This is a genomic window from Xanthobacter autotrophicus ATCC 700552, assembly GCF_043194565.1.
Classification (GTDB): Bacteria; Pseudomonadota; Alphaproteobacteria; order Rhizobiales; family Xanthobacteraceae; genus Xanthobacter; species Xanthobacter autotrophicus_F.
The window spans coordinates 89,420-114,937 of sequence record NZ_JBAFVS010000013.1; the positions used below are offsets into that span (position 1 = coordinate 89,420).

At 66.9% G+C, this 25,518-nt stretch carries 29 protein-coding genes, 1 tRNA gene and 4 pseudogenes; 17 read left to right on the top strand and 17 right to left on the bottom strand.

Annotation, left to right across the window (positions count from 1 at the left end):
* The first annotated feature begins 103 nt into the window (after positions 1-103).
* From V5F48_RS15025 to V5F48_RS15040, 4 genes are read left to right on the top strand one after another with little or no spacing between them, the layout of a single operon-like run.
* Entirely contained in the window at positions 104-754 is a 651-nt protein-coding gene (locus tag V5F48_RS15025) for a DUF1285 domain-containing protein (protein WP_394259373.1), read from the top strand.
* Entirely contained in the window at positions 751-1,431 is a 681-nt protein-coding gene (locus V5F48_RS15030) for a CoA pyrophosphatase (protein WP_394259374.1), read from the top strand. The genes V5F48_RS15025 and V5F48_RS15030 overlap by 4 nt, the downstream gene beginning before the upstream one ends.
* The gene (locus tag V5F48_RS15035) at positions 1,431-1,691 is read left to right on the top strand and encodes a DUF6111 family protein (protein ID WP_282642018.1); all 261 of its coding nucleotides are present in this window, start codon (positions 1,431-1,433) and stop codon (positions 1,689-1,691) included. The genes V5F48_RS15030 and V5F48_RS15035 overlap by 1 nt, the downstream gene beginning before the upstream one ends.
* Entirely contained in the window at positions 1,688-2,908 is a 1,221-nt protein-coding gene (locus V5F48_RS15040) for a CCA tRNA nucleotidyltransferase (RefSeq protein WP_394259375.1), read from the top strand. Before V5F48_RS15035 ends, V5F48_RS15040 begins: the two co-directional genes overlap by 4 nt.
* Before the next feature lie 4 nt (positions 2,909-2,912).
* Here V5F48_RS15040 and V5F48_RS15045 read toward each other — a convergent pair whose 3' ends face one another.
* From V5F48_RS15045 to V5F48_RS15055, 3 genes are all read right to left on the bottom strand, one after another.
* The gene (locus V5F48_RS15045; RefSeq protein WP_394110338.1) at positions 2,913-3,128 is read right to left on the bottom strand and encodes a DUF2158 domain-containing protein; all 216 of its coding nucleotides are present in this window, start codon (positions 3,126-3,128) and stop codon (positions 2,913-2,915) included.
* A 74-nt stretch (positions 3,129-3,202) separates the two neighbouring features.
* A complete protein-coding gene (hemF, locus tag V5F48_RS15050; RefSeq protein WP_394259376.1) occupies positions 3,203-4,144 on the bottom strand; it encodes an oxygen-dependent coproporphyrinogen oxidase in 942 nt (313 codons plus the stop codon).
* Between the two features lie 115 nt (positions 4,145-4,259).
* Positions 4,260-4,718, bottom strand: a complete 459-nt coding sequence (locus V5F48_RS15055; protein ID WP_394110336.1) for a tRNA (cytidine(34)-2'-O)-methyltransferase — start codon at positions 4,716-4,718, stop codon at positions 4,260-4,262.
* A 272-nt stretch (positions 4,719-4,990) separates the two neighbouring features.
* Between V5F48_RS15055 and petA the strand changes: the two genes are divergently transcribed.
* The 4 genes from petA to V5F48_RS15075 all read left to right on the top strand — a co-directional run bounded on the left by petA (position 4,991) and on the right by V5F48_RS15075 (position 8,620).
* Positions 4,991-5,518 (top strand): ubiquinol-cytochrome c reductase iron-sulfur subunit, encoded by a 528-nt coding sequence (gene petA, locus V5F48_RS15060; protein ID WP_394110335.1) that lies wholly within the window; start codon positions 4,991-4,993, stop codon positions 5,516-5,518.
* Between the two features lie 37 nt (positions 5,519-5,555).
* Complete coding sequence (locus tag V5F48_RS15065) at positions 5,556-6,830, top strand: cytochrome b (RefSeq protein ID WP_394110334.1); 1,275 nt, start codon at positions 5,556-5,558, stop codon at positions 6,828-6,830.
* 21 nt (positions 6,831-6,851) lie between these two features.
* Positions 6,852-7,700 (top strand): cytochrome c1, encoded by an 849-nt coding sequence (locus V5F48_RS15070; protein ID WP_394259377.1) that lies wholly within the window; start codon positions 6,852-6,854, stop codon positions 7,698-7,700.
* A gap of 383 nt (positions 7,701-8,083) precedes the next feature.
* On the top strand, positions 8,084-8,620 hold the full coding sequence (locus tag V5F48_RS15075; RefSeq protein ID WP_394259378.1) for an adenine phosphoribosyltransferase: 537 nt from the start codon (positions 8,084-8,086) through the stop codon (positions 8,618-8,620).
* A 17-nt stretch (positions 8,621-8,637) separates the two neighbouring features.
* Here V5F48_RS15075 and V5F48_RS15080 read toward each other — a convergent pair.
* A pseudogene (locus V5F48_RS15080) lies at positions 8,638-8,800 on the bottom strand (JAB domain-containing protein); the annotation flags it as partial.
* Positions 8,801-8,982: 182 nt separating this feature from the next.
* On the opposite strand from V5F48_RS15080, the gene V5F48_RS15085 reads away from it, so the two are divergent.
* From V5F48_RS15085 to katG, 4 genes are all read left to right on the top strand, one after another.
* Complete coding sequence (locus V5F48_RS15085) at positions 8,983-9,135, top strand: heme-binding protein (RefSeq protein WP_394259379.1); 153 nt, start codon at positions 8,983-8,985, stop codon at positions 9,133-9,135.
* A 15-nt stretch (positions 9,136-9,150) separates the two neighbouring features.
* The gene (locus tag V5F48_RS15090; RefSeq protein WP_394259380.1) at positions 9,151-9,510 is read left to right on the top strand and encodes an SDR family NAD(P)-dependent oxidoreductase; all 360 of its coding nucleotides are present in this window, start codon (positions 9,151-9,153) and stop codon (positions 9,508-9,510) included.
* A gap of 211 nt (positions 9,511-9,721) precedes the next feature.
* On the top strand, positions 9,722-10,186 hold the full coding sequence (locus V5F48_RS15095) for a Fur family transcriptional regulator (RefSeq protein WP_394259381.1): 465 nt from the start codon (positions 9,722-9,724) through the stop codon (positions 10,184-10,186).
* Positions 10,183-12,366, top strand: a complete 2,184-nt coding sequence (katG, locus tag V5F48_RS15100) for a catalase/peroxidase HPI (RefSeq protein WP_394259382.1) — start codon at positions 10,183-10,185, stop codon at positions 12,364-12,366. The genes V5F48_RS15095 and katG overlap by 4 nt, the downstream gene beginning before the upstream one ends.
* 172 nt (positions 12,367-12,538) lie before the next feature.
* On the opposite strand, the gene V5F48_RS15105 is transcribed toward katG, so the two are convergent.
* On the bottom strand, positions 12,539-12,661 hold the full coding sequence (locus V5F48_RS15105) for a VOC family protein (RefSeq protein ID WP_394259383.1): 123 nt from the start codon (positions 12,659-12,661) through the stop codon (positions 12,539-12,541).
* A gap of 7 nt (positions 12,662-12,668) precedes the next feature.
* A complete protein-coding gene (locus tag V5F48_RS15110) occupies positions 12,669-13,142 on the bottom strand; it encodes a cupin domain-containing protein (protein ID WP_394259384.1) in 474 nt (157 codons plus the stop codon).
* 114 nt (positions 13,143-13,256) lie between these two features.
* Here V5F48_RS15110 and V5F48_RS15115 point away from each other — a divergent pair, with 114 nt between their 5' ends.
* Positions 13,257-14,192, top strand: a complete 936-nt coding sequence (locus V5F48_RS15115; RefSeq protein WP_394259385.1) for a LysR substrate-binding domain-containing protein — start codon at positions 13,257-13,259, stop codon at positions 14,190-14,192.
* A gap of 39 nt (positions 14,193-14,231) precedes the next feature.
* On the opposite strand, the gene V5F48_RS15120 is transcribed toward V5F48_RS15115, so the two are convergent.
* Both V5F48_RS15120 and V5F48_RS15125 read right to left on the bottom strand, forming a co-directional pair.
* Entirely contained in the window at positions 14,232-14,651 is a 420-nt protein-coding gene (locus V5F48_RS15120) for a DUF1330 domain-containing protein (protein ID WP_394109647.1), read from the bottom strand.
* Between the two features lie 3 nt (positions 14,652-14,654).
* On the bottom strand, positions 14,655-15,464 hold the full coding sequence (locus tag V5F48_RS15125) for a crotonase/enoyl-CoA hydratase family protein (RefSeq protein ID WP_394259386.1): 810 nt from the start codon (positions 15,462-15,464) through the stop codon (positions 14,655-14,657).
* 86 nt (positions 15,465-15,550) lie between these two features.
* Between V5F48_RS15125 and V5F48_RS15130 the strand changes: the two genes are divergently transcribed.
* Together V5F48_RS15130 and V5F48_RS15135 are read left to right on the top strand one after the other, a co-directional pair.
* Positions 15,551-16,180: a TetR/AcrR family transcriptional regulator gene (locus V5F48_RS15130; protein WP_394259387.1), complete on the top strand. Its 630-nt coding sequence runs from the start codon at positions 15,551-15,553 to the stop codon at positions 16,178-16,180.
* A 373-nt stretch (positions 16,181-16,553) separates the two neighbouring features.
* A complete protein-coding gene (locus V5F48_RS15135; RefSeq protein ID WP_394259388.1) occupies positions 16,554-17,399 on the top strand; it encodes a DMT family transporter in 846 nt (281 codons plus the stop codon).
* 241 nt (positions 17,400-17,640) lie between these two features.
* On the opposite strand, the gene V5F48_RS15140 is transcribed toward V5F48_RS15135, so the two are convergent.
* The 5 genes and pseudogenes from V5F48_RS15140 to V5F48_RS15160 all read right to left on the bottom strand — a co-directional run bounded on the left by V5F48_RS15140 (position 17,641) and on the right by V5F48_RS15160 (position 20,608).
* Complete coding sequence (locus V5F48_RS15140) at positions 17,641-18,321, bottom strand: DUF2161 domain-containing phosphodiesterase (protein ID WP_394109656.1); 681 nt, start codon at positions 18,319-18,321, stop codon at positions 17,641-17,643.
* Positions 18,322-18,337: 16 nt separating this feature from the next.
* Entirely contained in the window at positions 18,338-19,051 is a 714-nt protein-coding gene (locus V5F48_RS15145) for a spermidine synthase (RefSeq protein ID WP_394259389.1), read from the bottom strand.
* Positions 19,052-19,817: 766 nt separating this feature from the next.
* Positions 19,818-19,975 (bottom strand): annotated as a pseudogene (locus V5F48_RS15150) (transposase); the annotation flags it as partial.
* A gap of 134 nt (positions 19,976-20,109) precedes the next feature.
* Positions 20,110-20,283, bottom strand: a pseudogene (locus tag V5F48_RS15155) (JAB domain-containing protein); the annotation flags it as partial.
* A gap of 94 nt (positions 20,284-20,377) precedes the next feature.
* Positions 20,378-20,608 (bottom strand): helix-turn-helix transcriptional regulator, encoded by a 231-nt coding sequence (locus V5F48_RS15160; protein WP_394259390.1) that lies wholly within the window; start codon positions 20,606-20,608, stop codon positions 20,378-20,380.
* A gap of 251 nt (positions 20,609-20,859) precedes the next feature.
* Here V5F48_RS15160 and V5F48_RS15165 point away from each other — a divergent pair.
* Together V5F48_RS15165 and V5F48_RS15170 are read left to right on the top strand one after the other, a co-directional pair.
* Positions 20,860-20,939, top strand: a tRNA-Ser gene (locus V5F48_RS15165).
* A 234-nt stretch (positions 20,940-21,173) separates the two neighbouring features.
* A pseudogene (locus V5F48_RS15170) lies at positions 21,174-21,869 on the top strand (tripartite tricarboxylate transporter permease); the annotation flags it as partial.
* 239 nt (positions 21,870-22,108) lie between these two features.
* Here the strand turns inward: V5F48_RS15170 and V5F48_RS15175 are convergent.
* Genes V5F48_RS15175 through V5F48_RS15190 form a run of 4 tightly spaced genes read right to left on the bottom strand, consistent with a single transcriptional unit; the run spans position 22,109 to position 25,416 of the window.
* On the bottom strand, positions 22,109-22,810 hold the full coding sequence (locus V5F48_RS15175; protein ID WP_229645339.1) for an ABC transporter ATP-binding protein: 702 nt from the start codon (positions 22,808-22,810) through the stop codon (positions 22,109-22,111).
* Entirely contained in the window at positions 22,797-23,585 is a 789-nt protein-coding gene (locus V5F48_RS15180) for an ABC transporter ATP-binding protein (protein ID WP_394259391.1), read from the bottom strand. The genes V5F48_RS15175 and V5F48_RS15180 overlap by 14 nt, the downstream gene beginning before the upstream one ends.
* Positions 23,582-24,544 carry a branched-chain amino acid ABC transporter permease gene (locus tag V5F48_RS15185; protein ID WP_394259392.1) on the bottom strand — a complete coding sequence of 321 codons (963 nt, stop codon included), beginning with the start codon at positions 24,542-24,544 and terminating at the stop codon, positions 23,582-23,584. Before V5F48_RS15185 ends, V5F48_RS15180 begins: the two co-directional genes overlap by 4 nt.
* Entirely contained in the window at positions 24,544-25,416 is an 873-nt protein-coding gene (locus V5F48_RS15190; RefSeq protein ID WP_393994022.1) for a branched-chain amino acid ABC transporter permease, read from the bottom strand. Before V5F48_RS15190 ends, V5F48_RS15185 begins: the two co-directional genes overlap by 1 nt.
* Between the last annotated feature and the right edge of the window lie 102 nt (positions 25,417-25,518).

A 25,518-nucleotide genomic window follows, 5' to 3' on the forward strand; every position in this document is an offset into this window, starting at 1 on the left:
GGCGCACATCGAACCCCGCTCCCGGCCGTCCGGGATGCAGCGCACTCACGTCGTCGCGAGGCCGTTCCCCGAAAGGGACTTTGGCTTGCGGAAGGGAAAATTCATGCCGGGCGAAGACCCGAAGGCCACGACTGCTCCGCTCGCCCCTCCCGCCTCCGGCCGGCTTGAGGCGCTGATGGCGGCGGTGCGCGATGCCGGCGGCCGCGGCCCGGCGCCGGTGGAGGCATGGGACCCGCCCGATTGCGGCGAGATGGATCTCGTCATCAAGACGGACGGCAGCTGGCACTATATGGGCACGCCCATCGGCCGGCCGGCGCTGGTGCGCCTGTTCGCGTCGGTGCTGACGCGGGACGGCGAGCGCTATGTGCTGAAGACGCCGGTGGAGAAGGTGGGTCTCAGGGTGGAGGACGCCCCCTTCCTCGCGGTGGAGATGGCGGTGGAGAGTGCTGCGAAAGATGCCGCAAAGGATGCGACGGAGAGCCGCACCCTGGTTTTTCGCACCAATCTCGATGATCTGGTGCGCTGCGGCCCCGGCCATGCCCTGCGCTTTGCCCGTGGCGGAGCGCCCGGCGAGGTGGTGCCCTATGTTCACGTGCGGCGGGGCCTTGAGGCGCGCCTGACCCGCGCCGTCCATCTTGACCTGATGGCCGAGGGAGAGGTGCGCGACGACGGCGGCGTCCCCATGTTCGGGGTTGCCTCGGCCGGTGTGTTCTACCCCATCCTGCCGGCGGCCGATCTGGATGTTTCCGAATGACGCGCCACACCAACGTGGATGTTCCCTCCATGACGGGAACCGCCGACGCCCTCTCCGATTTCCTCGCCCGCGCCGCGGCGCGCCTGTCCCCCGCGCCGCCGCCTTTCTATTCCCAGGCGGAATTCCTCGGCCTCAATGGCGACCATGCCCTTCAGCCGGAGAAGGCGAGCCTCGCGCCGGCGGTGACGCCGCGCCATGCGGCGGTGCTGGTTCCCGTGGTGGCGCGGCCCGAGCCCACCATTCTCCTCACCCTGCGGTCGTCGAACCTCTCCAACCACGCCGGGCAAGTGGCCTTTCCCGGCGGGCGGGTCGATCCCGGCGACCGGGATGAGCTGGATGCCGCCTTGCGCGAGGCACGGGAGGAAGTGGGGCTCGATTCGCGCCTCGTCCGGCCGCTCGGCTATCTCGACGGTTATCTCTCCGGCACCGGCTTCTGGATCGCGCCGGTGGTCGGGCTTGTGGATCCCTCTTACGTCCTGACCCTCAACCCGGCCGAGGTGGACGAGGCGTTCGAGGTGCCGCTCGGCTTCCTCATGAGCCCGCGCAACCACGAACGCCAGTCGCGCGAGTGGAAGGGCACGCTGCGCCATTTCTATGTCATGCCCTATGAAGGGCGGAACATCTGGGGGGCGACCGCGGGCATGCTGCGCAACCTCTACGAAAAGGTCTACGCCTGATGCTGCGCAGCTTCCTCGTCGAGTTCGCGCTGTTCCTGACGCCGTTCGTGCTTTACGGCGCGCTGCTCCTCGCCACCAAGGGCTCCGTGGTGCCCGAGCACTGGTCGCCGCGCGCCCTCGCGCTGGTGGTAGCGGCGGCCCTGGTTCTGGTGATTGCCGGCCTGTTCGTCTTCGAGCACGGCCATATGGCCCCGCCCGGCAGCCGCTATGTGCCCGCCCAGATGAAGGACGGGGTGTTCGTGCCGGGGCGTTTCGAATGAGTCTCTCCATCGCCGGCGCGCCGTTCTGGCGCACGCCCGGCCTCATGGCCGTGCTGGCCGCGCTCAATGCGGACGGGGAGGAGGCGCGCGTGGTCGGCGGCGCGGTGCGCAACACCCTCCTCGGCCTTCCGGTTTCCGATGTGGACATCGCCACCACCGCCATTCCGGAGGTGGTGGCCGAGCGCGCCCGCAGGGCGGGCCTGAAGCCGGTGCCCACCGGGATCGAGCATGGCACCGTGACCGTGGTGGCGGGCCACCACCCGTATGAGGTCACCACCCTGCGCGAGGACATGGAGACCGACGGCCGCCGCGCGGTGGTGCGATTCGGCCGCAGCTGGCTGCATGATGCCGAGCGGCGCGACTTCACCCTCAACGCCCTCTATGCGACGGCGGACGGGGCGGTGGTGGACCTGGTGGGCGGCCTGTCGGATCTCACCGCCCGGCGGATTCGTTTCATCGGCGATCCGCAGGCGCGCATCCGCGAGGATTACCTGCGCATCCTGCGCCTGTTCCGCTTCCATGCCGCCTATGGCGTGGGCCCGGTGGACAAGGAGGCGTTCATCGCCAGTGTGCGCCGCCGGACGGGGCTTCTCACCCTGTCGCGGGAGCGGGTGCGGGCGGAGATGCTGAAGCTCCTCGTGGCGCCCGGCGCCGCCGCGACGCTGGCTGTCATGAGCGACGCCGGCCTGCTCCAGCCGCTGATTTCCGGCATCGCGGATGTGGGGGCGTTCACGCGGCTCGCGGCGCTGGAACGGGCGTGGCAGGTAAAGCCTGATGCGATCCGCCGCCTGGCCGCCATGGCGGTGCGCGTCACTGATGATGCGGCGCGCCTGCGCGAGCGGCTGCGGCTGTCCAATGCGGAGGCCCGTCGGCTCGCGGCCTTGTCGGCACCCGTGCCGGACCTGCCCGACGCCCGGGCCGTGCGGGCATTTCTCTACCGGAACGGCGTGGATGCGGCGCTCGACCTTGCCTTGCTCTCAGCCGCCCATGGCCGGGGCGGGATGGAGGCGGTGGCGGCCATGGCGGTAGCCTGGACACCGCCGCGCCCGCCCTTCGCCGCCGCCGACCTGATGGCGCTGGGCCTCACCCCCGGCCGCGCCCTCGGCGCGGCGCTGGCGCGGGCCGAGGGCCGGTGGATCGACGCCGATTTCCCGACCGATCCCGCCGTCGTCGCCAGCCTTTTGGCGGACGCGGCCAAGGCGTCTTCCGGCGCCTGAACCGTCAGTCCTCGTCTTCTTCCTCGTCTTCTTCTTCCTCTTCCTCGAAGTCGGCGACTTCAAGCTTCTCGAGGGCGATGACCGGAAGGGTATGGGTGCGGAAGGCGTCGTCCTCCTCCGCGTACCAGACCACCGACACTTCGGTTTCCGACGCCGTCACCACAGTGAGGGCCGGGCTGCCGGACTTGAGCTGCACGATGTCTCCGGGCTCGAACGCCATGGCTTCAGTCTCCCGCTGTCGTCGATGCGCGACGCCGCTGGGGCCAGCCTTAGCCGGCGTTCATGACGGGCCGATCACGGCCACTTCACCACCGGGGGCATGGAGGAGAGAATCGAATCCACGTTGCCACCGGTCTTCAGGCCGAAAATGGTGCCGCGATCGTACAGCAGGTTGAATTCCACATAGCGTCCGCGCCGCACCAGCTGTTCCTCGCGGTCCGCCTCGCTCCAGGGCTGGCCCATGTTGGCCCGCACCAGCCGGGGATAGATATCGAGGAAGGCGAGCCCCACGTCGCGGGTGAAGGCAAGATCCCCCTCCCATGTCCCGGTGCCGGAAGAGGCGCTGTCGAGATAGTCGTAGAAGATGCCGCCGACGCCACGCATCTCGTTCCTGTGCTTCAGGAAGAAATAGTCGTCGCACCACGTCTTGTAGCGCTCGTAGTCGGCCACCGCGTGGGCGGCGCAGGCGCCGCGCATGGCGCCGTGGAACGCCTGCGTATCGGGATCGTCCTGGGTGCGACGGCGGTCGAGCACGGGGGTGAGGTCGGCACCGCCGCCGAACCACGCCTTGGTGGTGACCACGAAGCGCGTGTTCATATGCACCGCCGGCACGTGCGGGTTCGCCATGTGGGCGATGAGGGAGATGCCCGACGCCCAGAAGCGCGGGTCCTCCGCCGCGCCGGGGATCTGGCTGCGGAATTCCGGCGCGAATTCGCCGAACACGGTGGAGGTATGCACCCCCACCTTCTCGAACAGGCGTCCGCGCATGAGCGCCATGGTGCCGCCGCCGCCGGGCGCGCCGGTGTGGTCGGTGCGCGACCAGGGGATGCGGGCGAATCGACCGGGTGCCCCGGCGTAGAGCGCGGCGTCGGCCTCATCCTCCAGCGCCTCGAAGGCGGCGATGATGCGGCCTTGCAGGTCCTCGAACCAGGAGCGCGCGCGGCCGCGACGCTCCTCAAGGATGGCTTCCGCCTGGGGCGCGAAGGCTGTGTCGGGCGCTGAAGTCGAAGGGCACATGGGGGGCGCTCCGCCGGTCTTGATCTCTCGGGGATCAGGCTGTCCTGGACGACTGTTGGACTGGCTTTTATCGCCTCGGCATGGCGGAAGAAAGCAAAGCAGGCAAGCGCCGGGCTCAATCCGGCAGCCCGCCGGTCTGGCGCAGCGCCTCGGCCAGTGCGATCCCTGCGCTGACGGCCACGTTGAGGGACCGCAGGCCGGCCCGCATGGGAATGCGCAGGCGGGCGTCCGCCGCGGCATGGACAGCCTCCGGCACGCCGGCTGATTCCCGGCCGAACAGCAGCACGTCGTCGGGCCGGAAGCGGAAGCCGAACAGCGGCTCGGCCCCGCGCGTGGTGAACAGCACCAGACGCCGGTTCGCCGCCCGGCGGGCCCCGTCGAAGGCCTCGAACGAGGCGTGCCGCCGCCACGTCACCTGATCGATGTAATCCATCCCGGCGCGACGGAAACCCGCATCACCTATCGGAAACCCGGCGGGCTCGATGAGATGCACCTCGACGCCCAGGCAAGCCCCGGTGCGCAGGCATGTGCCCGCATTCTGGGCAATATCCGGACAATAGAGGGCGAGAATCATGGGCGGCGGGACCTTCTGCTGGAGGTATCGCCGGGGGAGGCGGAGCCGGCCAGGAAAAATTGAGGCCGACCGAAGCGTTGCGGACGGGCGGGCGGCATTATGGCAGGACGGCGTGCCGCACGGCCACGATCTGGACAAGATGGGTCGGGGGTGCAATTAGAGGCCCTTGAAAGTGGCGCCGCATGGGCTCATGCGACGCCACATCGCGTGTGGCTTGCAATCTGCTCGGTTGCGGCCGCGCGCCGAGACGACAACAGATCGGGGACTGCGCCGTGGCACATACGGAGACGTCGGACACGACGACGCGTCGGGATTTCCTCTACATCGCCACTGGCGCGGTGGGTGCCGTCGGGGCCGCTGCGCTGGTGTGGCCGTTCATTTCCCAGCTCCAGCCCGACGCCTCGGTGCTCGCGCTCTCCACCACCGAAGTGGATATCGCGCCCATCGCCGTGGGGCAGATCGTCACTGTCCAGTGGCGCGGCAAGCCCATTTTCATCTCCCATCGCACGGCGGAGGAGATCAAGTCGGCGCAGGATACGCCCCTCTCCGCGCTGCCCGACCCGCAGCCCGACCAGGACCGCGTGAAGGCGGGCAAGGACCAGTGGCTGGTGGTGATCGGCATCTGCACCCACCTCGGCTGCGTGCCGCTGAGCCACCAGGGCCAGTACAACGGCTGGTTCTGCCCCTGCCATGGTTCGGTCTATGACACGTCGGGCCGCATCCGGCAGGGGCCCGCGCCGCTCAATCTGGAGCTCCCGCCCTACGTTTTCACATCCGACACCAAGATCGTGATCGGCTGACGCGCGCATCGTCGCCGCTATCAAAAAGGTTGGACCCATGGAAGGACATTCCACCTACCAGCCCAAGGGGAAGGTCGCGCAGTGGTTCGAAAGCCGCTTGCCGATCGTCGGGCTGATTCATTCCTCGGCCATCGCCTATCCGGTGCCGAAGAATCTCAATTACATGTGGACCTTCGGTGCGATCCTGAGCCTGATGCTGGTCTGCCAGATCATCTCCGGCGTGGTGCTCGCCATGCACTACGTGGCCTACGCGCCGGTGGCCTTCGAGCGCGTCGAGCACATCATGCGCGACGTGAGCTATGGCTGGCTGATCCGCTACATCCACGCCAACGGCGCCTCGATGTTCTTCATCGCGGTCTACATCCACATGTTCCGCGGCATGTATTACGGGTCCTACAAGGCGCCCCGCGAGGTGCTGTGGATCCTCGGCGTGATCATCTACCTGCTCATGATGGCCACCGGCTTCATGGGTTACGTGCTGCCCTGGGGCCAGATGTCGTTCTGGGGCGCCACGGTGATCACCAACCTGTTCTCGGCCATCCCGCTGGTGGGTGAGACCATCGTGCAGTGGCTCTGGGGTGGTTACTCGGTGGGTGCGCCCACGCTGAACCGCTTCTTCTCGCTTCACTACCTGCTGCCGTTCATGATCGCCGGCGTCGTGGGCCTGCACATCTGGGCGCTGCACCATGTGGGCCAGAACAACCCGGATGGCGTCGATATCAAGAACGTGGCGAAGGATACGGTGCCCTTCACCCCCTACGCCACCATCAAGGACACCTTCGCCATGGTGGTGTTCCTGATCTTCTTCTCCTGGTTCATCTTCTATATCCCGAACTATCTCGGCCACTCGGACAATTACATCCCGGCCAACCCGCTTGTGACCCCGGCCCACATCGTGCCCGAATGGTATTACCTGCCGTTCTACGCGATCCTGCGCGCTGTCCCGGACAAGCTCGGCGGCGTGCTGGCCATGTTCGCGGCCATCGTCGTGCTGGCGTTCCTGCCCTGGCTCGACACCTCCAAGGTGCGCTCGGCCAAGTATCGCCCGCTGTTCCGCCAGTTCTTCTGGGTGTTCGTGGTGGTGTCTGTCGGCCTCGGCTATCTCGGCTCGCAGCCGGCAGAGGGCTTGTCCCTGGCACTGTCGCGCATCTTCACCATCTATTACTTCGCCCACTTCCTCGTCATCCTGCCGCTGCTCGGCCTGTTCGAACGCCCGAAGCCCGTGCCGGCCTCCATCGCGGATGCCGTCCTCGCCAAAAGCAAGGGCGGAGCGGTGGTGGTTGCCGGCGCGGCCGGTCCCGAGACCAAGTGAGCCGGCGCGGAGAGAACAGCAATGACCATTCGTAGCAGTCTCTTCGGTGCCGTCGCGGCGGCGCTCCTTCTGGCTTCGGGCGCATCCGGCGCCTTGGCGGCGGAAGGCGGCGGTCATGACAACCGCCCGCACCGCCTGTCCTGGTCGTTCGCAGGTCCCTTCGGCACCTACGATCGCGGCCAGCTCCAGCGCGGCTTCAAGGTGTTCAAGGAGGTGTGCAGTGCCTGCCACTCCGCGAACTTCCTCTACTTCCGCAACCTTGCCGCGCCCGGCGGGCCGGGCTTCACCGAAGCCCAGGCCAAGCAGGTGGCGAGCGAGTACCAGATCACCGATGGCCCGAACGACGCCGGCGACATGTTCCAGCGTCCCGGCCGCCTTTCGGACCACTGGCCGGCGCCGTTCCCCAACGACAATGCGGCCCGCGCGGCCAACGGCGGTGCGTACCCGCCGGACTTCTCCGTGCTCGCCAAGGCCCGCTCCTACCATGTGGGCTTCCCCGGCTTCATCACCGACGCCTTCATCCAGTATCAGGAGCACGGCGTGGACTATATCCACGCGCTGCTCACCGGTTACGAGGATGCGCCGGCCGGCGTGCATCTTCAGCCGGGCCTGAGCTACAACCGGTATTTCCCGGGCAACCAGATTGCCATGCCGAAGCCGATCAGCGACGGTCAGGTGGAATATTCGGACGGTGCGCCGCAGACCGTGGACCAGTATTCCCAGGACGTCGCCGCCTTCATGATGTGGGTGGCGGAGCCCCATCTGGGAGATCGCAAGCGCATCGGCTTCCAGGTGATGATCTTCCTCATCGTCCTGTCCGGCCTGCTCTATTTCACCAAGAAGAAGGTGTGGCAGCACGTGGCGCACTGAGCGCCAGCCTGCCCAGCGCGATCAAGGGCCCTTCGGGGCCCTTTTTCTTGGCCGATCACGGGCCCTTCGGGGCCCTTTTTCTTCGCCGGGTCGCCGGCGCGGAAAGCACCCGGCCCGTTCGCGATCACGCTGCGCCATTGCTCGGCCTCGGCGTAGTCGGCTCGGGTGCAGGCGAGCCGTCTCCCTCACCGCGAGGGATTGCCGCATCAACATGTTTTCCGCCGCCGGATCGCGCTCTGGAGCACGCGCCGATCAGATCGCATCGCTATCTGATCGGATAGCGCGTTCCCTCCCACAAGTTTAGAGGGCGATTCACCGAGCAAACGGGTTCAATTTGCTCGGATCGCGCTCTAATGAAGCGCACCCCTTTTCCGGAGCGCCCGATGTCACCCGCCGATTTTGCTGCCAGCATCCGCACCATTCCGGACTATCCCAAGCCGGGCATCCTGTTCCGCGACATCACCACCCTGCTCGGCGATGCCCGTGCCTTCCGCCGGGCGGTGGACGAACTGGTGCAGCCCTGGGCGGGCGCCAAGATCGACAAGGTGGCGGGCATCGAGGCGCGGGGCTTCATCCTCGGCGGGGCGGTGGCGCACCAGCTTTCGGCGGGCTTCGTGCCGATCCGCAAGAAGGGCAAGCTGCCCCACCAGACCGTGCGCATGGCCTACGCCCTCGAATATGGCGAGGACGAAATCGAGATGCATGTGGATGCCATCGTCCCCGGCGAGCGGGTGCTGCTGGTGGACGATCTGGTCGCCACGGGCGGCACCGCCACCGGCGCGGTGAAGCTGCTTCAGACTTGCGGCGCGGTGGTGGAGGCGGCCTGCTTCATCGTCGACCTGCCGGACCTCGGGGGCGCGGAAAAGCTGCGGCTCGCGGGCGTATCGGTGCGCACGCTGGTCGCCTTCTCCGGCCATTGAGACCCGCCGGGGCTGGGTCAGATCAGCGGCAGGCCCTTCAGGCTCGCGTGGCCGTCCTTGCCGACGATGATGTGGTCGTGCACCTCGATGCCGAGGGGCTTGGCCACATCGATGATTCGTCGCGTCATGTCGATGTCGGCGCGAGGGGGTCGGATCCCCCGAGGGATGGTTGTGGCGCAGTCTGCAATGCTCGATCGTGATCATCACGAGCGATCATCGGCCAGCTCTTTGACGCACTGTGAAGCAGGGCATTGAACTCTGTTCCTTTCGTCCCATGCTTCGAGCGCGTCGATCGGATAGAGGGCTACTGAAGGGTGCCGGCATCGCCCGCATCGTCGCTTCCCTCGTAGAGAAGATCGTCCATGGCGACCCTACCGGGGCTGCTGCCGCTCGAGGGCGGCATGCCGCTCCTCCTCGGCTGTGCAGTCATCGGCGCGGTCGGCGTCAGCGGCGGATCCGGCGAGACGGATCAGGCGATCGCAACGCTGATTGCCAAAGCCTTCGCCGAGCTTTGACAGAACGCAGCTGCGGTGAATGAGGTCCAGCAGGTGTTCTGCGAAAGCGATCGCGATGACGACCGGCTCCCCGCCGTCCGCCGCGGAGCCAATGACACTGGAAAGGACGGCAGGGTGAGCCTCAAGGGCAAGACCGTCGTCTTCATCGGCGGGACGTCCGGCTTCGGCAAGGCGACCGCGCTCAACGCCGCCGGGCTGGGAGCCCGTCGGGTTGTCACCGGCCGGGATGCGAATAAGCTGGAGCGCGCCGTCGCGGAGTTTGTATCCGCCGGGCACGAGGCTGCCGGGCATGTGGTCGATGCGGCCGATGTTTCGTCGGTCGCGGCCTTCTTCGACACGTTTACGGACTGGATCGCGCTGTCCGGAAGGACGTGACCGAAAGCGGCCAAGTCACGCTCGAAGTCACGCACGACGTCACGCACCGATCCGCCTGCGCTCCGCGCTGATCGGACAGCACGTTCCATTTCATGATTTCCGAGACGGATTCACCGATCGGGCTGAGCCGACCGGGTGGGTAAAGCCGTCTCTCGATATTTTGAATAACTCTCTATATTGAACCCATCACAATAAGATCCATACTGCCGGCATGCCTCAGCCGGCCATCCACCGCACCCCTGACTGGGTTCAAGCCCTGAGAGCCAAAGGGCTGCGCGCCACCGTGCAGCGCGTCACGGTCCTGGATTTCCTGCACCACCATCCGCATGCCGATGCCGAAGCCATCTTTCGGGCGGTGCGTCCCGCGCTGCCGACCCTCTCTCTTCAAGCCGTCCACCTGATCGTGCAAGGGCTTTCCGCGAAGGGCCTGATCCGTCGCATCAGCCTGCCGGATTCCGCCAGCGCGCGGTACGAAACCCGTATTGAAGACAATCACCACCACATCCAATGCATTCGATGCGGCCGTATCGAAGATGTCGACTGTGTCGTCGGTCATGCTCCCTGCATCGAACCATGCGATACGCACGGCATGCGCATCCTCGAAGCCAGCATCGTCTTTCGCGGTATTTGCCAGGATTGTGACGACACAGCAAGCCAAAGGAAAGAAGAGCCATGACAACTGAAGCCAAATGCCCGTTTTCGGGTGATGCCTCCAAGCTCGTCGCCGGCGGCGGCACCGAGAACCGCCACTGGTGGCCGAAGCAGTTGCGCCTTGACCTGCTGAACCAGCATTCGTCCAAATCCGATCCGCTGGGCCAAACGTTCAACTACCGTGAGGAGTTCACGAAGCTCGACTACGAGGCGCTGAAGAGCGACCTGCGCAAGCTGATGACCAACTCGCAGGAGTGGTGGCCGGCCGACTTCGGCCACTATGGTCCGCAGTTCATCCGCATGTCCTGGCACGCCGCCGGCACCTACCGCCTGAGCGATGGCCGGGGCGGCGGCGGTCGCGGCCAGCAGCGTTTCGCCCCGCTCGACAGCTGGCCGGACAATGTGAACATCGACAAGTCGCGCCGCCTGCTGTGGCCGATCAAGCAGAAATACGGGCAGAAGATTTCCTGGGCCGACCTCCTGATCCTCACCGGCAACGTGGCGCTGGAGACCATGGGTTTTCGCACCTTCGGCTTTGCCGCCGGCCGCGAAGACACCTGGGAGCCGGATCAGGACGTGAACTGGGGGTCCGAGACCACCTGGCTGACCCACCGGCCGCTCGATGCGTTTCCCAATCCGCTCAGCGCCACCGAGATGGGCCTGATCTACGTCAATCCGGAAGGTCCGAACGCCAACGGCGACCCGGTTTCCGCTGCCGCATTCATCCGCGAAACCTTCAAGCGCATGGCGATGAACGACGAGGAAACCGTCGCCCTGATCGGCGGCGGCCATACCTTCGGCAAGACCCACGGTGCCGCGCCCGAGTCCCACAAGGGACCGGAGCCCGAAGCCGCCGGCCTCGAGGCGCAGGGCCTGGGCTGGATCAGCGACTACGGCACCGGCAGCGCCGCCGATGCCATCGGCAGCGGACTTGAAGTCACCTGGACCCAGACGCCGGCGCAGTGGAGCAACCACTTCTTCGATAATCTGTTCAAGTTCGAATGGGTGCAGACCCGCAGCCCCGGCGGCCACATCCAGTGGGAGGCGACGGACGCCGAGGCCGTCATCCCGGACGCGCACGACCCGTCGAAAAAGCGCAAGCCGACCATGCTGACCACCGATCTGTCGCTGCGCTTCGACCCGGCCTACGAGAAGATCTCGCGCCGCTTCCTGGAAAACCCGCAGGCCTTCGCCGAGGCGTTTGCCCGGGCCTGGTTCAAGCTGACCCATCGGGACCTGGGTCCGCGTTCGCGCTATCTCGGCCCGGAAGTGCCGAAGGAAGTGCTGATCTGGCAGGATCCGGTGCCCGCCGTCGACCATCCCTTGATCAACAGTGCCGACGCCGCCGCGCTCAAGGCCAAGGTTCTGGCCACGGGCCTGACCGTGTCCGAACTGGTCGGCACCGCCTGGGCCTCGGCCTCCACCTTCCGGGGCGGAGACAAGCGCGGCGGTGCCAACGGCGCGCGCATCCGCCTTGCCCCGCAGAAGGACTGGGAGGTCAACCAGCCCGAGCAATTGGCCTGGGTGCTCAAGGCATTGGAAGCGATCCAGCGCGAGTTCAATCAGGCGGCGGCTGATGGCAAGAAGGTTTCGCTGGCCGACCTGATCGTGCTGGCCGGCAATGCCGGCGTCGAGCAGGCGGCGAAGGCCGCCGGCCACGAGGTGAGCGTGCCGTTCGTGCCCGGCCGCACCGACGCCGCGCAGGAGCAGACGGACGTGACCACGTTCGACGTGCTCGAACCGGCCGCGGATGGCTTCCGCAACTACCAGCACGCCCAGCTTTCGGCGCCTGCCGAGGTGGTCCTGATCGACAAGGCGCAACTGCTCACCCTGACCGCGCCTGAGCTGACCGTGCTGATCGGCGGCCTGCGCGCGATCAACATCAATGTGGGCGGCTCCGCCCACGGCGTGCTCACCGACCAGCCGGGCGTGCTGACCAACGACTTCTTCGTCAACCTGCTGGATATGGCCACCCAGTGGACGGCGGCCCCCGAGGCCAAGGACGTGTTCCAGGGGCGTGACCGCAAGACCGGCGAACTCAAATGGACCGGCACCCGCGTCGACCTCGTGTTCGGCTCGAACTCGGTGCTGCGCGCCTTGGCCGAGGTTTACGCCAGCACGGATGCGAAGGAGAAGTTCGTCACCGACTTCGTCGCCGCATGGACCAAGGTGACCAACCTTGATCGCTTCGATCTGCACGGTTGAAACCAAACGGCCCGGCGATGGTCGGCGTCGTCAAGAAGCTGTTCGGGAGAAAAGCCCCCTAAAGGGGGCTTTTCTTTGTGATGAATCACCAGTTCTCACGTCATTTCAATTCATCCACGCAATGGATGGGCGTGGAAAGCTGTTTTCATCGCACTTTAAGAAGTACACCATGTCAGGCCTGAAGTGCTGGGCGATTTGAGACGCGCAGACGCCAGCCAAGGCGCGCCATCAGCGGATGGTAGAAGCGCCGGGCGGCAGCCGTGTCATTGGCGCCAACATTCACATGGGAAATCATGCGTGCCTCACCACGGCGTGCCGTCCTTGCGGGTGAAGGACCAGCCCTGCGCGGAGAAGCGCGCCACGAGGTCGTCTTCCGGATAGTCGCCCGCGTCCTGCGGGTCGCGGTCGCCGATCTCCAGGTAGCGGACCTCTTCCGTCGTGCGGTTGACGAGGTGGTGCGCCAGCCCGTTCGCGGGGAAGCCGATGCACATGCCGGGGCGGAGGGCAAACTCGCCCTCGTCCGTGCGCAGGGTGGGCGTGCCGCCGAGGATGTAGACGAACTCCTCCTGCCGTGTGTGCCGATGGAGCAGCGCGGACTGCGCGCCGGGCGCCAGCGTGGTGAGGTTGACGCCGAAGCGCGAGAGGCCGAAGGCATCGCCCAGCTGGCGCTTTTCCCGGCCTGACACGCGCGCCGCGAACGGGGCTGGGTAGTTCGAGGGCTTGCGGCGGGGCGGCACGTCCATCGCTGCGAGCGGCGCGCGCGCGGGGGCTGTCATGAAGGGCTCCTGGGTGTTCATCCGTGCTGGAAACTAGCGGATGTTTGCGCTCAAATCGGTGAGAAGTTCTCACCATTCTGTCCGGTCGGTGCGGACCGGGGAAGAGGAAGGCCCATGTCGTCCAGTCTGCCATCGCTGCGTGGCCTTGCCGCCCTCGATGCGCTGGCTCGGCATAAGCGGCAGGGGGCCGCGGCCGAGGCGCTGGGCATCTCGCGGTCGGCGCTCTCCCACCGCATCGCCGATCTGGAGGCCGAGCTCGGGGCGCAGCTGGTCGCCAGGACCGGCCGGGTCTCGATGCTGACCGACGACGGCATCGCCTTGCTCGCCGCCATGGGCGATGCCATCGGGAAGATCGAGGCCGCCGTCGCGCCGCTGCAGCGGCGGCGCCGGGAGATCCGGCTTTCGACCGTGAACACGCTGGCCGCCAACTGGCTGCTGCCGCGCCTGCCCCGGTTCCTGCGCGCGCATCCCGGCATCGAGATCGCCGTGCTGACGACGCAGAGGGTGGTGGACCTTGATGCGGAGGACGTGGATTGCGCCATCCGCAACGGGTCGGGCGACTGGCCGGGGGTGGAAGCGACGCTGCTGTTCCGGGAAACGCTGGTTCCCGCGGCGGCCCCAGGCCTTGCCCTCGACCTTGCCCTCGACCTTGCACCCGACCTTGCCCTCGACCTCGCGCCTGCCTCCGCCTGGCCGCCTATTCGCGCCCGCGCCCGCTTTCGCGATTGGCCCCGGTGGTGGCAGGCCTCGGGGCAGAGGGGCGCCGCGCCGGAGGGCGGCATCGTGGTGGAGAACAGGGCGCAGGCGCTCGAAGCGGCTCTGGCGGGGGCGGGGATCGTTCTCACCGATGCCCGCTATCTCGACGCGCATCTCGCCTCCGGCCGCCTGCGGGTGCTGGGGCCGGCCATCGAGCTGGATACGGGCTTCTACCTCGTCCGGAACAAGGCGACGCGCAATCCGCGGAACATGGACGCGTTCGCGCGCTGGCTGATCGGGGAGGGGAGGGCCGCCGCGGATGCGGGATGGCCTGCTGGCTGTCTGCCGAAATGACAGGCCGGCGCGGCATCTGGCGATGCCGCGCCGGTGCGCTCACCCGGCAAACCCGGTTCCGGGCGGGAGTGCGGCGAACCGGATCAGCCGGCTGTCGGCAACGCCCGCCTGCCGGTGCGCCATGGCCGCTCGGTAGCGCGGATCGCGCACCATGGTCACGAATGCCGCCGGGCTCGGATATTCGGCGATGAAGGCGATGTCCCAGGACGTCTCGGGCGGCCCGACCATGGAAAGCTCGAAGTCGCCGCGCCACACGATGCGCCCGCCGATCTCGGCGAGCACTGGCGCGCTGAGCCGGCTGTAGGCGTCGTAGGCCTCCAAGCCGGTGGAGATGCGCCCGTCCACATAGGCCACCTGCGGGCGAAGCCGGATCAGGTTCAGCATGTGCACCGGACCCGGGCGGTCATCTGCAGCGAAGGCGGCGAAGACCTCGCGGCTGAAGCTGGTATGTCCCTCCATGGCTCAGCGCTCCGCGGTCGCCGACCACAGGCCCGGATAGGCGGGCGCGCGCCGCCCGATCCAGGCGTCGAGGCCCTCGCGCAGGTCGGCGGTGGGCGCCATGCGGGCGAACTGCTCTGCCTCCACCAGCAGGCCCTCGGCGATGGGCACGTTGATGCCGCGCGTCACCGCCGTGAGGATGGCGGCGACGGCGAGCGGGGAATGGACCAGGATGCGCTCCAGCAGCTCGCGGGCTCTCGGCAGCAACGCGTCGTGCGGCACCACGGCGTTCACCAGCCCGAGCTCCAGCGCGCGCTGCGGTGAGAAAGTCTCTCCGGTCAGCAGCAGCTCCATGGCGCGCTTGCGCCCGGCGAGGCGGGGCAGACGCTGGGTGCCGCCGAAGGTGGGTGGCATGCCGAGGCGAATCTCCGGCTTGGCGAAGGTCGCGCGGTCGCTGGCGACGGCGAGGGGGGCGGCTTCCGTCACCTCGCACCCGCCGCCATAGGCGAGGCCGTTGACGGCCACGACGATGGGTTTGCGGAACGCCTCGACCCGCGCGGTGAGCCGCTGGCCCCGCGCCACGAAGTCCCGGAGCGCGGCCTCGGCGCTTTCGGCGACGGAGGCGGAGAATTCGGGGATGTCGCCGCCCGCGGAAAAGGCGCGCCCGGTTCCGGTGAGGATGACGCCGCGGATATCGCCATCGCTCTCGATCTCGTCCAGGAAGCGCAGCAGCGCATCGACGGTCTCGTAGCTCAGGGCGTTCAGCTTCTCGGGGCGGTTGAGGGTCAAGGTCGCGATCGCGCCCTCGACCGTCTTCAGGACAAGTGCCGTCATGGGGTGTCTCCTCTCGTTCGGCGAGGAGGGCACGATGGGGCCGGCTGGCGCTTGAGTATACTCACTGTACGGTATACCTTGCGATCATGCCGAAGCCTCTGGACACCCGCGGAAAGATCGTTCAGGCCGCATCCAAGCTGTTCTATTCCGAGGGGATCGGGCGCGTCAGCATGGACGCGGTGGCCGAGAAGGCGGGCGTCACCAAGCGCACCCTCTATTATCACTTCGACAGCAAGGACGACCTCGTCGCCGCCTATCTCGATGCGCGCGACCAGCCCAACCTGAAGCAGATGGCGGCGTGGTTCGCTGCGGCCGGGGGCGGGCCGGACGAGAAGGTCGCGGCCATCTTCGAGGCGCTGGCACGAAGCGCGCGCCATCCGAAATGGAAAGGGTGCGGCTTCCTGCGGACCACGGCGGAACTCGCGGCCTTGCCGGGCCATCCGGCCGTGAAGATCGGCGCCCGCCACAAGGCCGCGTTCGCAGGATGGCTGGCCGGGGAAATGGAACGCGCCGGCTTCGAGGCCCCCGCCGCCCTGTCGCGGCAAATCCTGCTCCTGCTCGACGGCGCTTTCTCCGCCTCCCTGGTCCATCGGGAGGCAAGCTGGTTCGATGAGGCCGGCGCCGCCGCAAGATCACTCATCGGGGCGCATCCGCGTCGGCTGCAAGCCTCCGCCGCCCAAGCCTCCGCCGCCCAAGCCTCCTCCGCCGAGGCGTGACGCGGCCCCCAGCCCCGTTCCCCTCCGGTCGCCTTCGAAGTCCGCGGAAGTATACCGCTGAGTGAATCGGCGGGGCGCTGCTCCCATCATAAGCTCGCCTCCATCACCGCCCCTCGCGGGGTGGCCGATCCGACACCGCCCCGGCGAGCGCCCCGGTCAGGCTCCGGCCCGGACGCACGCCAGAGGCAGGCCCATATCGAGAATCAGCCCGATGCCGGATGACGTGTCGAGGACGCAGCGTGCGCGTGGTCTCGCCTAGAGCATTTCCCCGTTTCACTGAATCGTGGAAATGCTCTAGGTCATTGAGTTTACGCATTTTCTTTACGCGAACCGGCATCCACTTCGCTCGAAAACGCTCTATGCGGGCGTCGTCGTGTCTCTGTTTTCGGGCTTCGTGCTGCTCTCGCGCCTCGGGCTTTCCACCACGCTCTCCCTGCCGGACATCGCGGCGTTGCGGTTCGGCATCGGCGGGCTGCTTCTGTCGCCGGTGCTCATCCGCCACGGCCTGAGCGGCCTGCGGCCGGCCCAGGCCGCCGGCCTCGCGGTGCTCGGGGGCCTTGGCTTCGCCCTGTTCGCCTATGCCGGCTTTGCCCTCGCGCCGGCCGCGCACGGCGCCATCCTGCTCCACGGAACGCTCGCGTTGACGACGGCCGTACTGTTGCGGGTTCTGGGCGGGCAGAGGATCGCCCCGCGGCGCGGCTTGGCTCTCGCCGGGATCACCCTGGGCGTCGCGACGATGGCCTGGGACGGCGTGCGGCAATCCTCCCCAGCGCTGCTGGCCGGAGATCTGTGTCTTCTCGCGGCATCCTTCTGCTGGTCCGGCTATGGCCTCTACGTCAGGCGCCTCGGCCTGCCCGCGGTGCAGGCGGCGGCGATCGTCGCAGGCCTGTCCGGGCTCGCGTTTCTGCCCGTCTACGGATGGCTGCCGGGCACTGGTCTGTTCAGGGCGAGTTGGGGAGACCTGGTCCTTCAGGGCGTCTTCCAGGGCGTGTTGATTGGCGTCGTCTCGGTGTTCGCCTACACGCGCGCGGTCGCGCTGCTCGGCGCGGCGAGAATGGCCATGTTCACCGCCCTGGTGCCGGGCCTCGCCACGCTGGGGGGCTATCTGCTGCTCGGCGAGCGCCCCAGCTCCGCCGCTCTCGTCGGCCTCGTCCTGACAACGACTGGAATGGTCACCGGGCTGAGCTGGAACAACAGGGCTACATCTCCATCCAATTAGCGCAGTTCGAGGCGGGTCGAACCACAACGCCTTGATCCACTCGCGGCACCGTGATGACCTTCGCCGTGCAGATGGCACCGGGGGGCTGAACCAGACTACGCCTTCCCCCATCGCGTATTGTCCGTCATCCGGTCAATGCCGCGACAGGGGGAACGTCCGTGACGTCGCCCCGAACTTTTACGTGGTCCATGCCCATCTTTCGAGGCCGTCGCGTTCGCGACGCTCACTTGGGTCGGCTGGTTCAACCATCGCCGGCCGAAGCCGGGGAACCGGGAACCGCCTGCCAGCGGATCAGCGCCTCGCGCCCCGCCGGCGTGAGGCCGTAGATGCCGCGATCCGCACGGGCGAACCAGCCATAGACATTGTCCAGAAGGATTTTTCCCGCGTTGGGCGCGAATGCACGAAGATCGCGCGGGCGTTTAGGGGCCTCCGCCATGGCCAGGGCGCAGGCGAGCGCCTGCTGCCGATATGCGGTCATGATGGGTGTACGAGACCCGCCCCCCACCGCCGGATCGCCCAGCCGGCGCCGGTGCTCATCCACGAGCCGCGACCTGCGGCGCGGATCCTTGCGCGGCATGGGAGACGTGGGGCTGACGATGATCGTCACCTCTCCCGCAGGCGAGACGCCGAGCATCCCGAAACCAAGGCGCCGACACAGGTTGCGGAAACGCTGGTCGCTTTCCCGTCCGTTTCCGCGCACCGATGTGCGCGCTGCAAGCCAGACCTCGTCGCAGGCGGTGGCGCGGTCGACGGCCTGGAGGACGAGTTCCAGATTGAAGCTGAGCTTCAATTCCCCGATGACCACGATCGGTATTCCGTCTCCTGCAAGCGCAACCAGGTCGCAGCCGCCGACCTCGCCTTTGACGGCAAAGCCGAGGCCTTCCAGAAACGCTTTCACGGGCAGGTAAAGGGACGTTTCCAGGATCCGCTCTCCGTCATCAGGCCGGCCTGTGCCGGGCAGGGCCGGGAGGGCGAACCTCCGGATTGGTGGCGATCCAGATGATGTGGCGCGCCCCCCCGCGCCCTCCATTGGCCCGCACGCGCGCCTCTTCGACGCTAAACCCCGCCTTGCGAAGCCGCTGGGTGAAATTCTGGTCCGGTCTCGATGACCAGACGGCCAGCACGCCGCCGGGCCGCAGTGCCGCCCTGGCCGCGTTGAGGCCGGCACTATCGTAAAGCCGGTCGTTGGCCTCGCGTGTCAGCCCTTCGGGCCCATTGTCGACATCAAGCAGGATCGCATCGAAAGTCGCCCGGCCGGCGCGGATCGGGCCGCCCACGTCCTCTTCGCGGATGCTGACGCGCGGATTGGACAGGCAACCTTTGAAGATCTCCGCCATGGGGCCGCGCGCCCACGCGACCACCGCCGGCACCAGTTCCGCCACCATGACGCGGGCATCGGGCCCGAGTTCGGCGAGCGCCGCGCGAAGGGTAAAGCCCATGCCCAGCCCCCCGATGAGCACATGTGGCTTGGGGCGGTCCCGAAGCCTGGCGCAGACCATCGTGGCGAGCGCCTCTTCCGACCCGCTGAGGCGACTGTTCATCAGCTCGATGGAGCCCGCCATGATCGAGAATTCCGCACCGCGCTGCATCAGGCGGAGTTGGCCGCCGCCATCGGGCACTTGCGCGGTGTCGAGCTGCAGCCAGGGGATCACGGGTCACTCTTCGGTTGTGGATCGCGTTTCGCGAGCCGCCGTATATAGGCCAAACCTCCGTCCCCCCGCCACCGGCCAGGAGACGGCCACGTCCCCTCTCTCGATGAGCAGGCTGGTGTCCCGGGTTGAGGGTTGAGGCGAATTCGGAGGTCCGCCGCTGGCCGCCACGAAATCAGGGAAGGCGCCCCGGGCGTAAGCGCCATCAACGACGCCGTCGATGATGACGTGGGCGACGTGGATACGGATCGATGGCGGGACGGTCGTCGACGACAGTCATGGTTGTCTCCAGATCGGGAAGGTCAGGGGCAGGCCGGTGCCGGTCGCGCGCGTCAGGCGGGCGTGGCGAGGAGTTCGGACAGGTAGCCGTCGACCACGGAACTCTAGCCGGCATCCACGCCGAAGAGGGCGAGATGCCCCCAGATGGAGGAAACCCGCTTCAGCGCGCTGCCGGGGACCAGGGCCTGTTCTGCGGCGATGTCCTCGAGCGGGAAGAACGCATCCTCATCGATGGCGATGACATGAGTCAGGGCGCGGATGCGGCCGAGCGCGGTGGCGAGGTCGCCGCCGGCATGGCGCGAGACATCGCCATCCCGCCACTTGCGGGCAAGCAGCAGCAGATTGTTGGGGTCCTGCGGCAGGAAATGGTTCTCGACGAAGCCGGTGACGAAATCGTCCGTGGTGGTGAAGCCGAAGCCGTCCCAGCCCCGGCGGTTGAACAGGGCCGGGGTGAAGCCGGAGGCCGCGAAGAGGCGGGCGTGGCGGCGGGGGGCGCATCGATCCAGCGCCCGCTCGACTTCAGCACCTGGACAATTCCACTGATCACCCGGCGGTCATCGACGGGGGCTTGCCGCGTGTGTCCCGCGGCAGGTGCGGCACAATCCGCGCGAACTGTGCGTCCGTCAGCCAGAAGAGGTTCCGATTCAGCGCGCCTTCCCTATTGAAGGTTTTGAACCACAACCCGCTGTAAACGAAAACTGTTTTATGGGTCAGGACCCCAGAACTTCCCCGCGCTCTGAAGCGGCTTCACTTCATCCCGCGCGTGGTGTGTTCCGACCGCGTCAGATCAGCCGCAGCCCCTTCAGGCTCGCATGCCCGTCCTTGCCGACGATGATGTGGTCGTGCACCTCAATGCCGAGGGGCTTGGCCACGTCGATGATTCTCCGCGTCATGTCGATGTCGGCGCGCGAGGGGGTCGGATCGCCCGAGGGATGGTTGTGGCACACCCAAAGTGATTTCATAACATCATGAAATTTATTTGATTTTTACAACACCGCGAGTGAGTAGTGCCGGGGAGTGGGGTATGTTTGTAATGCTCAATCGTGACCATCACGAGCGATCATCGAGATGCTCGTTGACGCGCTGTGAAGCACGGCATTGAACTCTGTTCCCTTCGTCCCATGCTTCAAGCGCGTCGATCGGATAGAGGACGGCCTTGCCGACTTTGACGAACGACGGGCCAATTTTCATGGCGCGCCAATTTCGAAGTGTTCCTACGGACACGCCTCCACGATAGCGCTCGCTAACCTCTTCGGGCGTGAGAAATTTGGTCTCAGACATACTGCCTCCTGTGAGTGGCGGCGCGTCAGCGTTGCACCGCCGATCATGGCGTGATTGCCGAGCGCGAGGTGTTTCCCCTGAGCGTGACCGTCACTCAGAATCACCGACGGTCTTGACAGTCTCCGGCGGCTCACGCTGTTGCGCGGGCATCGATGCAACATGAGCAGGCGAGCAGGGAAGGCCTTTTCGAAAGGCGTAGATAGGAGGGCTATCTGCGGATAAAAATAGGTGGGTGCACTTCCCGATTCGGCGCGCCAGTTCTCTTCGATGAAAGGGATCGACAGTTGCTCTCCGAAGGCGAAGGCCACACGTTCGAATCGTGTCGGGTGCGCCGTTGCAATCTATGATTGCCGTTATGTCGGGCTCTGGCCTCCAATAAGCTAACTCTTAATCAGCGGGTCCTAGGTTCGAGCCCTAGTGCGCCCACCAAATAAATCAAAGACTTATGGCGTTTTCGCCGTTTCAGTTTCGAGAACTGAAACGGTTTTTGAAACGGTTTTGGCCGAAGTTTGCGATTAGCCCGCTTCTCCCACGATCTTTCTCGGCATCTTGCCGGGGGGGGCGGGGCGATGCGATGCTGTCCTCCTTCGCCTCCTACTCGCTGGAGAAGAAGGTGTCGAAGACCCCGCGGGAGTTTGGGCGTGGCGCCATCGAGGGGGTGGCGGGGCCAGAGAGCGCCAACAACGCCGGCGCGCAGACCTCCTTCATCCCGATGCTCACCCTGGGCATCCCCTCCAACCCGGTGATGGCGCTGATGATCGGGGCGATGATCATCCAGGGCATCACGCCTGGCCCTAACGTGATGAGCGAGAAGCCGGAGCTGTTCTGGGGGCTGATCGCCTCCATGTGGATCGGCAACGTGATGCTGGTGCTCTTGAACCTGCCGCTGATCGGGCTGTGGGTGCGGCTGCTCAGCGTGTCGTACCACTTCTTGTTTCCGGCGATCGTGGTGTTCTGCTGCATCGGCGTCTACAGCGTGAACAACAACCCGATGGACGTGTACACCATGGCGCTGTTCGGAGTGCTGGGTTACGTCCTGGTGAAGCTGGAATGCGAGCCGGCGCCGCTGCTGCTCGGCTTCGTCATCGGCCCCATGCTGGAGGAGTACCTGCGGCGGGCGATGCTGATTTCCCGCGGCGACCCTATGGTCTTCCTCACCCATCCCATCTCCGCAGCTCTGCTGGCAGTAGCCGTGATCGCCCTCGTCGCCGTCCTCGTCCCCTCCATTCGACACACAAGGGAAGAGGCATTTCAGGAATAGGATGGCCAACTTTTCGAGGGGGTAGTCGGGAGCAAAGGGTCGCCGCGAAGCGGGCTCTTATGAAAGAGGGATTTGCGAAAGACTGGTGCATTTCCTCGTTTCACGGAATCGAGGAGATGCTCTATGTCTTTGCGTTAACGCATTTTCTTTACGCGAACCGGTATCCACTTCGCTAGAATATGCCATAGAGCACGCGCCGATCAGTTCGCATCACAAGCTGATCGGTGCGTGCGTGGGTGTCACAGGCCGAGATAGGCGGTGCGCACCTTGGGGTCGTCGAGCAGGGCGGCGCCGGAGCCTTCCATCACCACGCGGCCGGTCTCCAGCACATAGCCGCGGTCGGCGATGGCCAGCGCCGCCGAGGCGTTCTGCTCCACTAGCAGCACGGTGATGCCCTCCGCCCGCAGCGCGCGCACGGCGGCGAGGATCTGGTCCACCAGCAGCGGCGCAAGGCCGAGCGACGGCTCGTCCAGCAGCAGCAGCTTGGGCGCCGCCATCAGCGCGCGACCGATGGCGAGCATCTGCTGCTGGCCGCCGGAGAGGCTCATGGCGGCGATCCTGCGCTTTTCCGCCAGTACCGGGAACAGGGCGAAGACGTGATCAAGCCGCCCGCGCATCCCTGCATCCTGCCGGCGATAGGCGCCGAGCCGCAGATTGTCTTCCACGCTCAGCGGCCCGAACACTTGCCGCCCTTCCGGCGACTGGGAGATGCCGCGCACCACCCGCTGGTGCGGCTCCAGCCGCTCGATGGCTTCGCCCTGAAACAGGATGCGTCCGGAGCGCGCCGGCTGCACCCCGGAGAGGGTGCGCAGCAGCGTGGTCTTGCCGGCGCCGTTGGAGCCCACGAGGGCGACGATCTCGCCGGCCTTCACCTGAAGCCACACCTCGTGCAGCACGTTGATGCGGCCATAGGCGGAGGTGATGGCTTCAACCGTGAGCACGATCGGCCTCCCGCGCGCCGTGGTCGCCGAGATAGGCGGCGATGACCTGAGGGTTCTCGCGCACCGCGCGCGGCGCGCCTTCCGCCAGCGGGCGGCCCTGGGCCAGCACCAGCACCCGGTCGGAAATCTTCATCACCAGCTTCATGTCATGCTCGATGAGGACCACGCCGACGCCGCTTTTGGCGATGTCGGCGATGAGATGGTCGATGGCCTCGGTCTCCACCGCGTTGCAGCCGGCGGCGGGCTCGTCGAGCAGCAGCACCTTGGGGTTCGCCGCCAGCGCGCGGGCGATCTCCAGCCGCTTCAGCGCGCCATAGGGCAGGGCGCCGGCGGAGGCATCCGCCAGATGGGCAAGCCCCACCCGGCCGAGCAGCGCGAGCGCGTGCTCCCGCGTCACCTTGTTCTGCCGCGCCACGGAGGGCAGGCCGAGGAGGTCGGCGAGGAAGGAGGTGCGCTCGGCGAGGTGGCAGCCCACCATCACGTTCTCCACCGCACTCATGCGGAAGAACACCTGCAGGTTCTGGAAGGTGCGCGCCATGCCCCGGCGCACCAGCAGGTGCGGGGCAAGGCCGGTCATGTCCTCGCCGGCTAGGGTCACCTTCCCCCGCGAGGGGCGGTAGATGCCGGTGACGAGGTTGAACAGGGTGGTCTTGCCCGCCCCGTTCGGCCCGATGATGGAGAAGACCTGCCCGGCCTCCACCGTGAAGGACACGCCGTCCACCGCCTTGAGGCCGCCAAACGAGATGCCCATGTCGCGGACTTCGAGGAGGCTCATGGCAGGCGCTCCAGGATATAGGCGCGGATGGATGGCACGATGCCCTGGGGCAGGAAGATCATGAACACCATGATGAGCAGGCCCAGCACCGCCTGCTCGTAGTCCTGGAGCGCGGTGAGCATCTGCGGCAGCACCACCAGGAAGGCCGCGCCCACCACGGTGCCGAACACCGAGCCGAGGCCGCCGATGATCACCATTGCCACCAGTTCGATGGAATGGGAGAAGCTGGCTGCCTCTGGCGTGATCAGCCCGTTCATGGCGGCAAGCAGCCCGCCCGCCACCGCCCCGTAGACCGCCGCCACCACGAAGGCGGCAAGCTTCTTGGCGCCCACATCGATGCCGGTGCCGGCGGCGGCCACCTCGCTGTCGTGGAGCGCGCGCAGCGCCCGCCCGGTGGGGCTCGCCGCGATGTTGAGCGCCAGCAGGGCGCCGATGAGCAGCGCGCCGGACGTGACCCAGTACCAGTTCAGCGCCCCGGCCATGCGCCAGCCGAACAAAGACAGGCGCGACACCGCCATGCCGTCCGGCCCGCCGGTGATCTCGGCCTCGCTGTGCAGCACCAGGGCGACGATGACGCCGAAGCCGAGGGTGGCGATGGCGAGGTAATAGCCCTTCAGCTTCAGGATGGGCCGGCCCACCCCATAGGCGATGGCGCCCGCCAGCACCGCGCCGAGCACGAGGCACAGCAGGGGATCGAGCCCCAGCCGCGCCGGTCCGATGGCCACCGCATAGGCGCCGATGCCGACGAAACCGGCGTGCCCGAGACTCACCTGTCCCGCATAGCCCATGAGGATGGTGAGGCCGAGGGCGGCCAGCGCGAAGATCCACACCAGCGCCGCCACCCGCAGGTGGAAGGAGGAGGGCGCCAGAACCGGCACCAGCACCATCAGCGCGGCGAGGACGACCAGCGGGGTGAAGCGAGCCCGCAGCACGCGGGAAAGGGTTGCCGTCGCACCCATCATACGCGCTCCACGCTGCGGCCGCCGAACAGGCCGCGCGGCAGGAAGAACAGGACGAAGAGGATCATCAGGAAGGCCACCGCGTCCTTGTAGGTGGAGGAGACATAGCCGGCGCCGAAGGTCTCCAGCAGGCCGATGAGCAGGCCCCCAACCACCGCGCCCACCGGATTGCCCATGCCGCCGAGCATGGCGGCGGCAAACCCCTTCAGGGCGAACAGGGTGCCGATGTCGTAGCGGGTCAACGTGATGGGGGTGGCCACCACGCCGGCCAGCGCGCCGATGGCCGCCGAGAGGCCGAAGGCCATGGCGAGGATGAGCGTGACATTGATGCCCACGAGGCGCGCCGCGAGCCGGTTGGCGGCGGTGGCGAGCAGCGCCTTGCCCGACAGGGTGTGCTCAAGGAAGAGATAGAGCGCCACCACGAGGCCGAGCGTGGTACCGAGCACCCACAGGCTCTGCGGCAGCAGGGTGGCGCCGCCCACCGGGATGGGGGTGTCGCCCGAGAAGGCGGGCAGGGAGTGGAACTGCTTGTCGAACACGATCTGCGCCACGCCCTTGATGAAGATGGAGGCGCCGATGGTGATCATGATCAGCGTCACCGGCGAGGCGCCGCGTGCCGGCTCGATGGCGAAGCGGTGCAGCAGCAGCCCCACCCCCACGGACGCCACCACCGCGATGAAGGCCGCCACCGGCAATGCGAGCCCGGCCGACATGAGGAACACGGTGGCCATGCCGCCGATCATGACGAAATCGCCCTGGGCGAAGTTGATCACGTCGGAGGCGTTGTAGATGAGGGTGAAGCCGAGGGCGATGAGCGCATAGATGGCGCCCACCGTCAGCCCGGAAAACACCAGCTGGAGAAATTCGGACATGATCGGGCCTGGCCTTTGGAGCGCTTTCGAGCGAAGTGGCGACCGGTTCGCGTGAAGAAAACGCGTCAGTACAAGAGACGAGCGCCATCGCTGCGGCGGCGC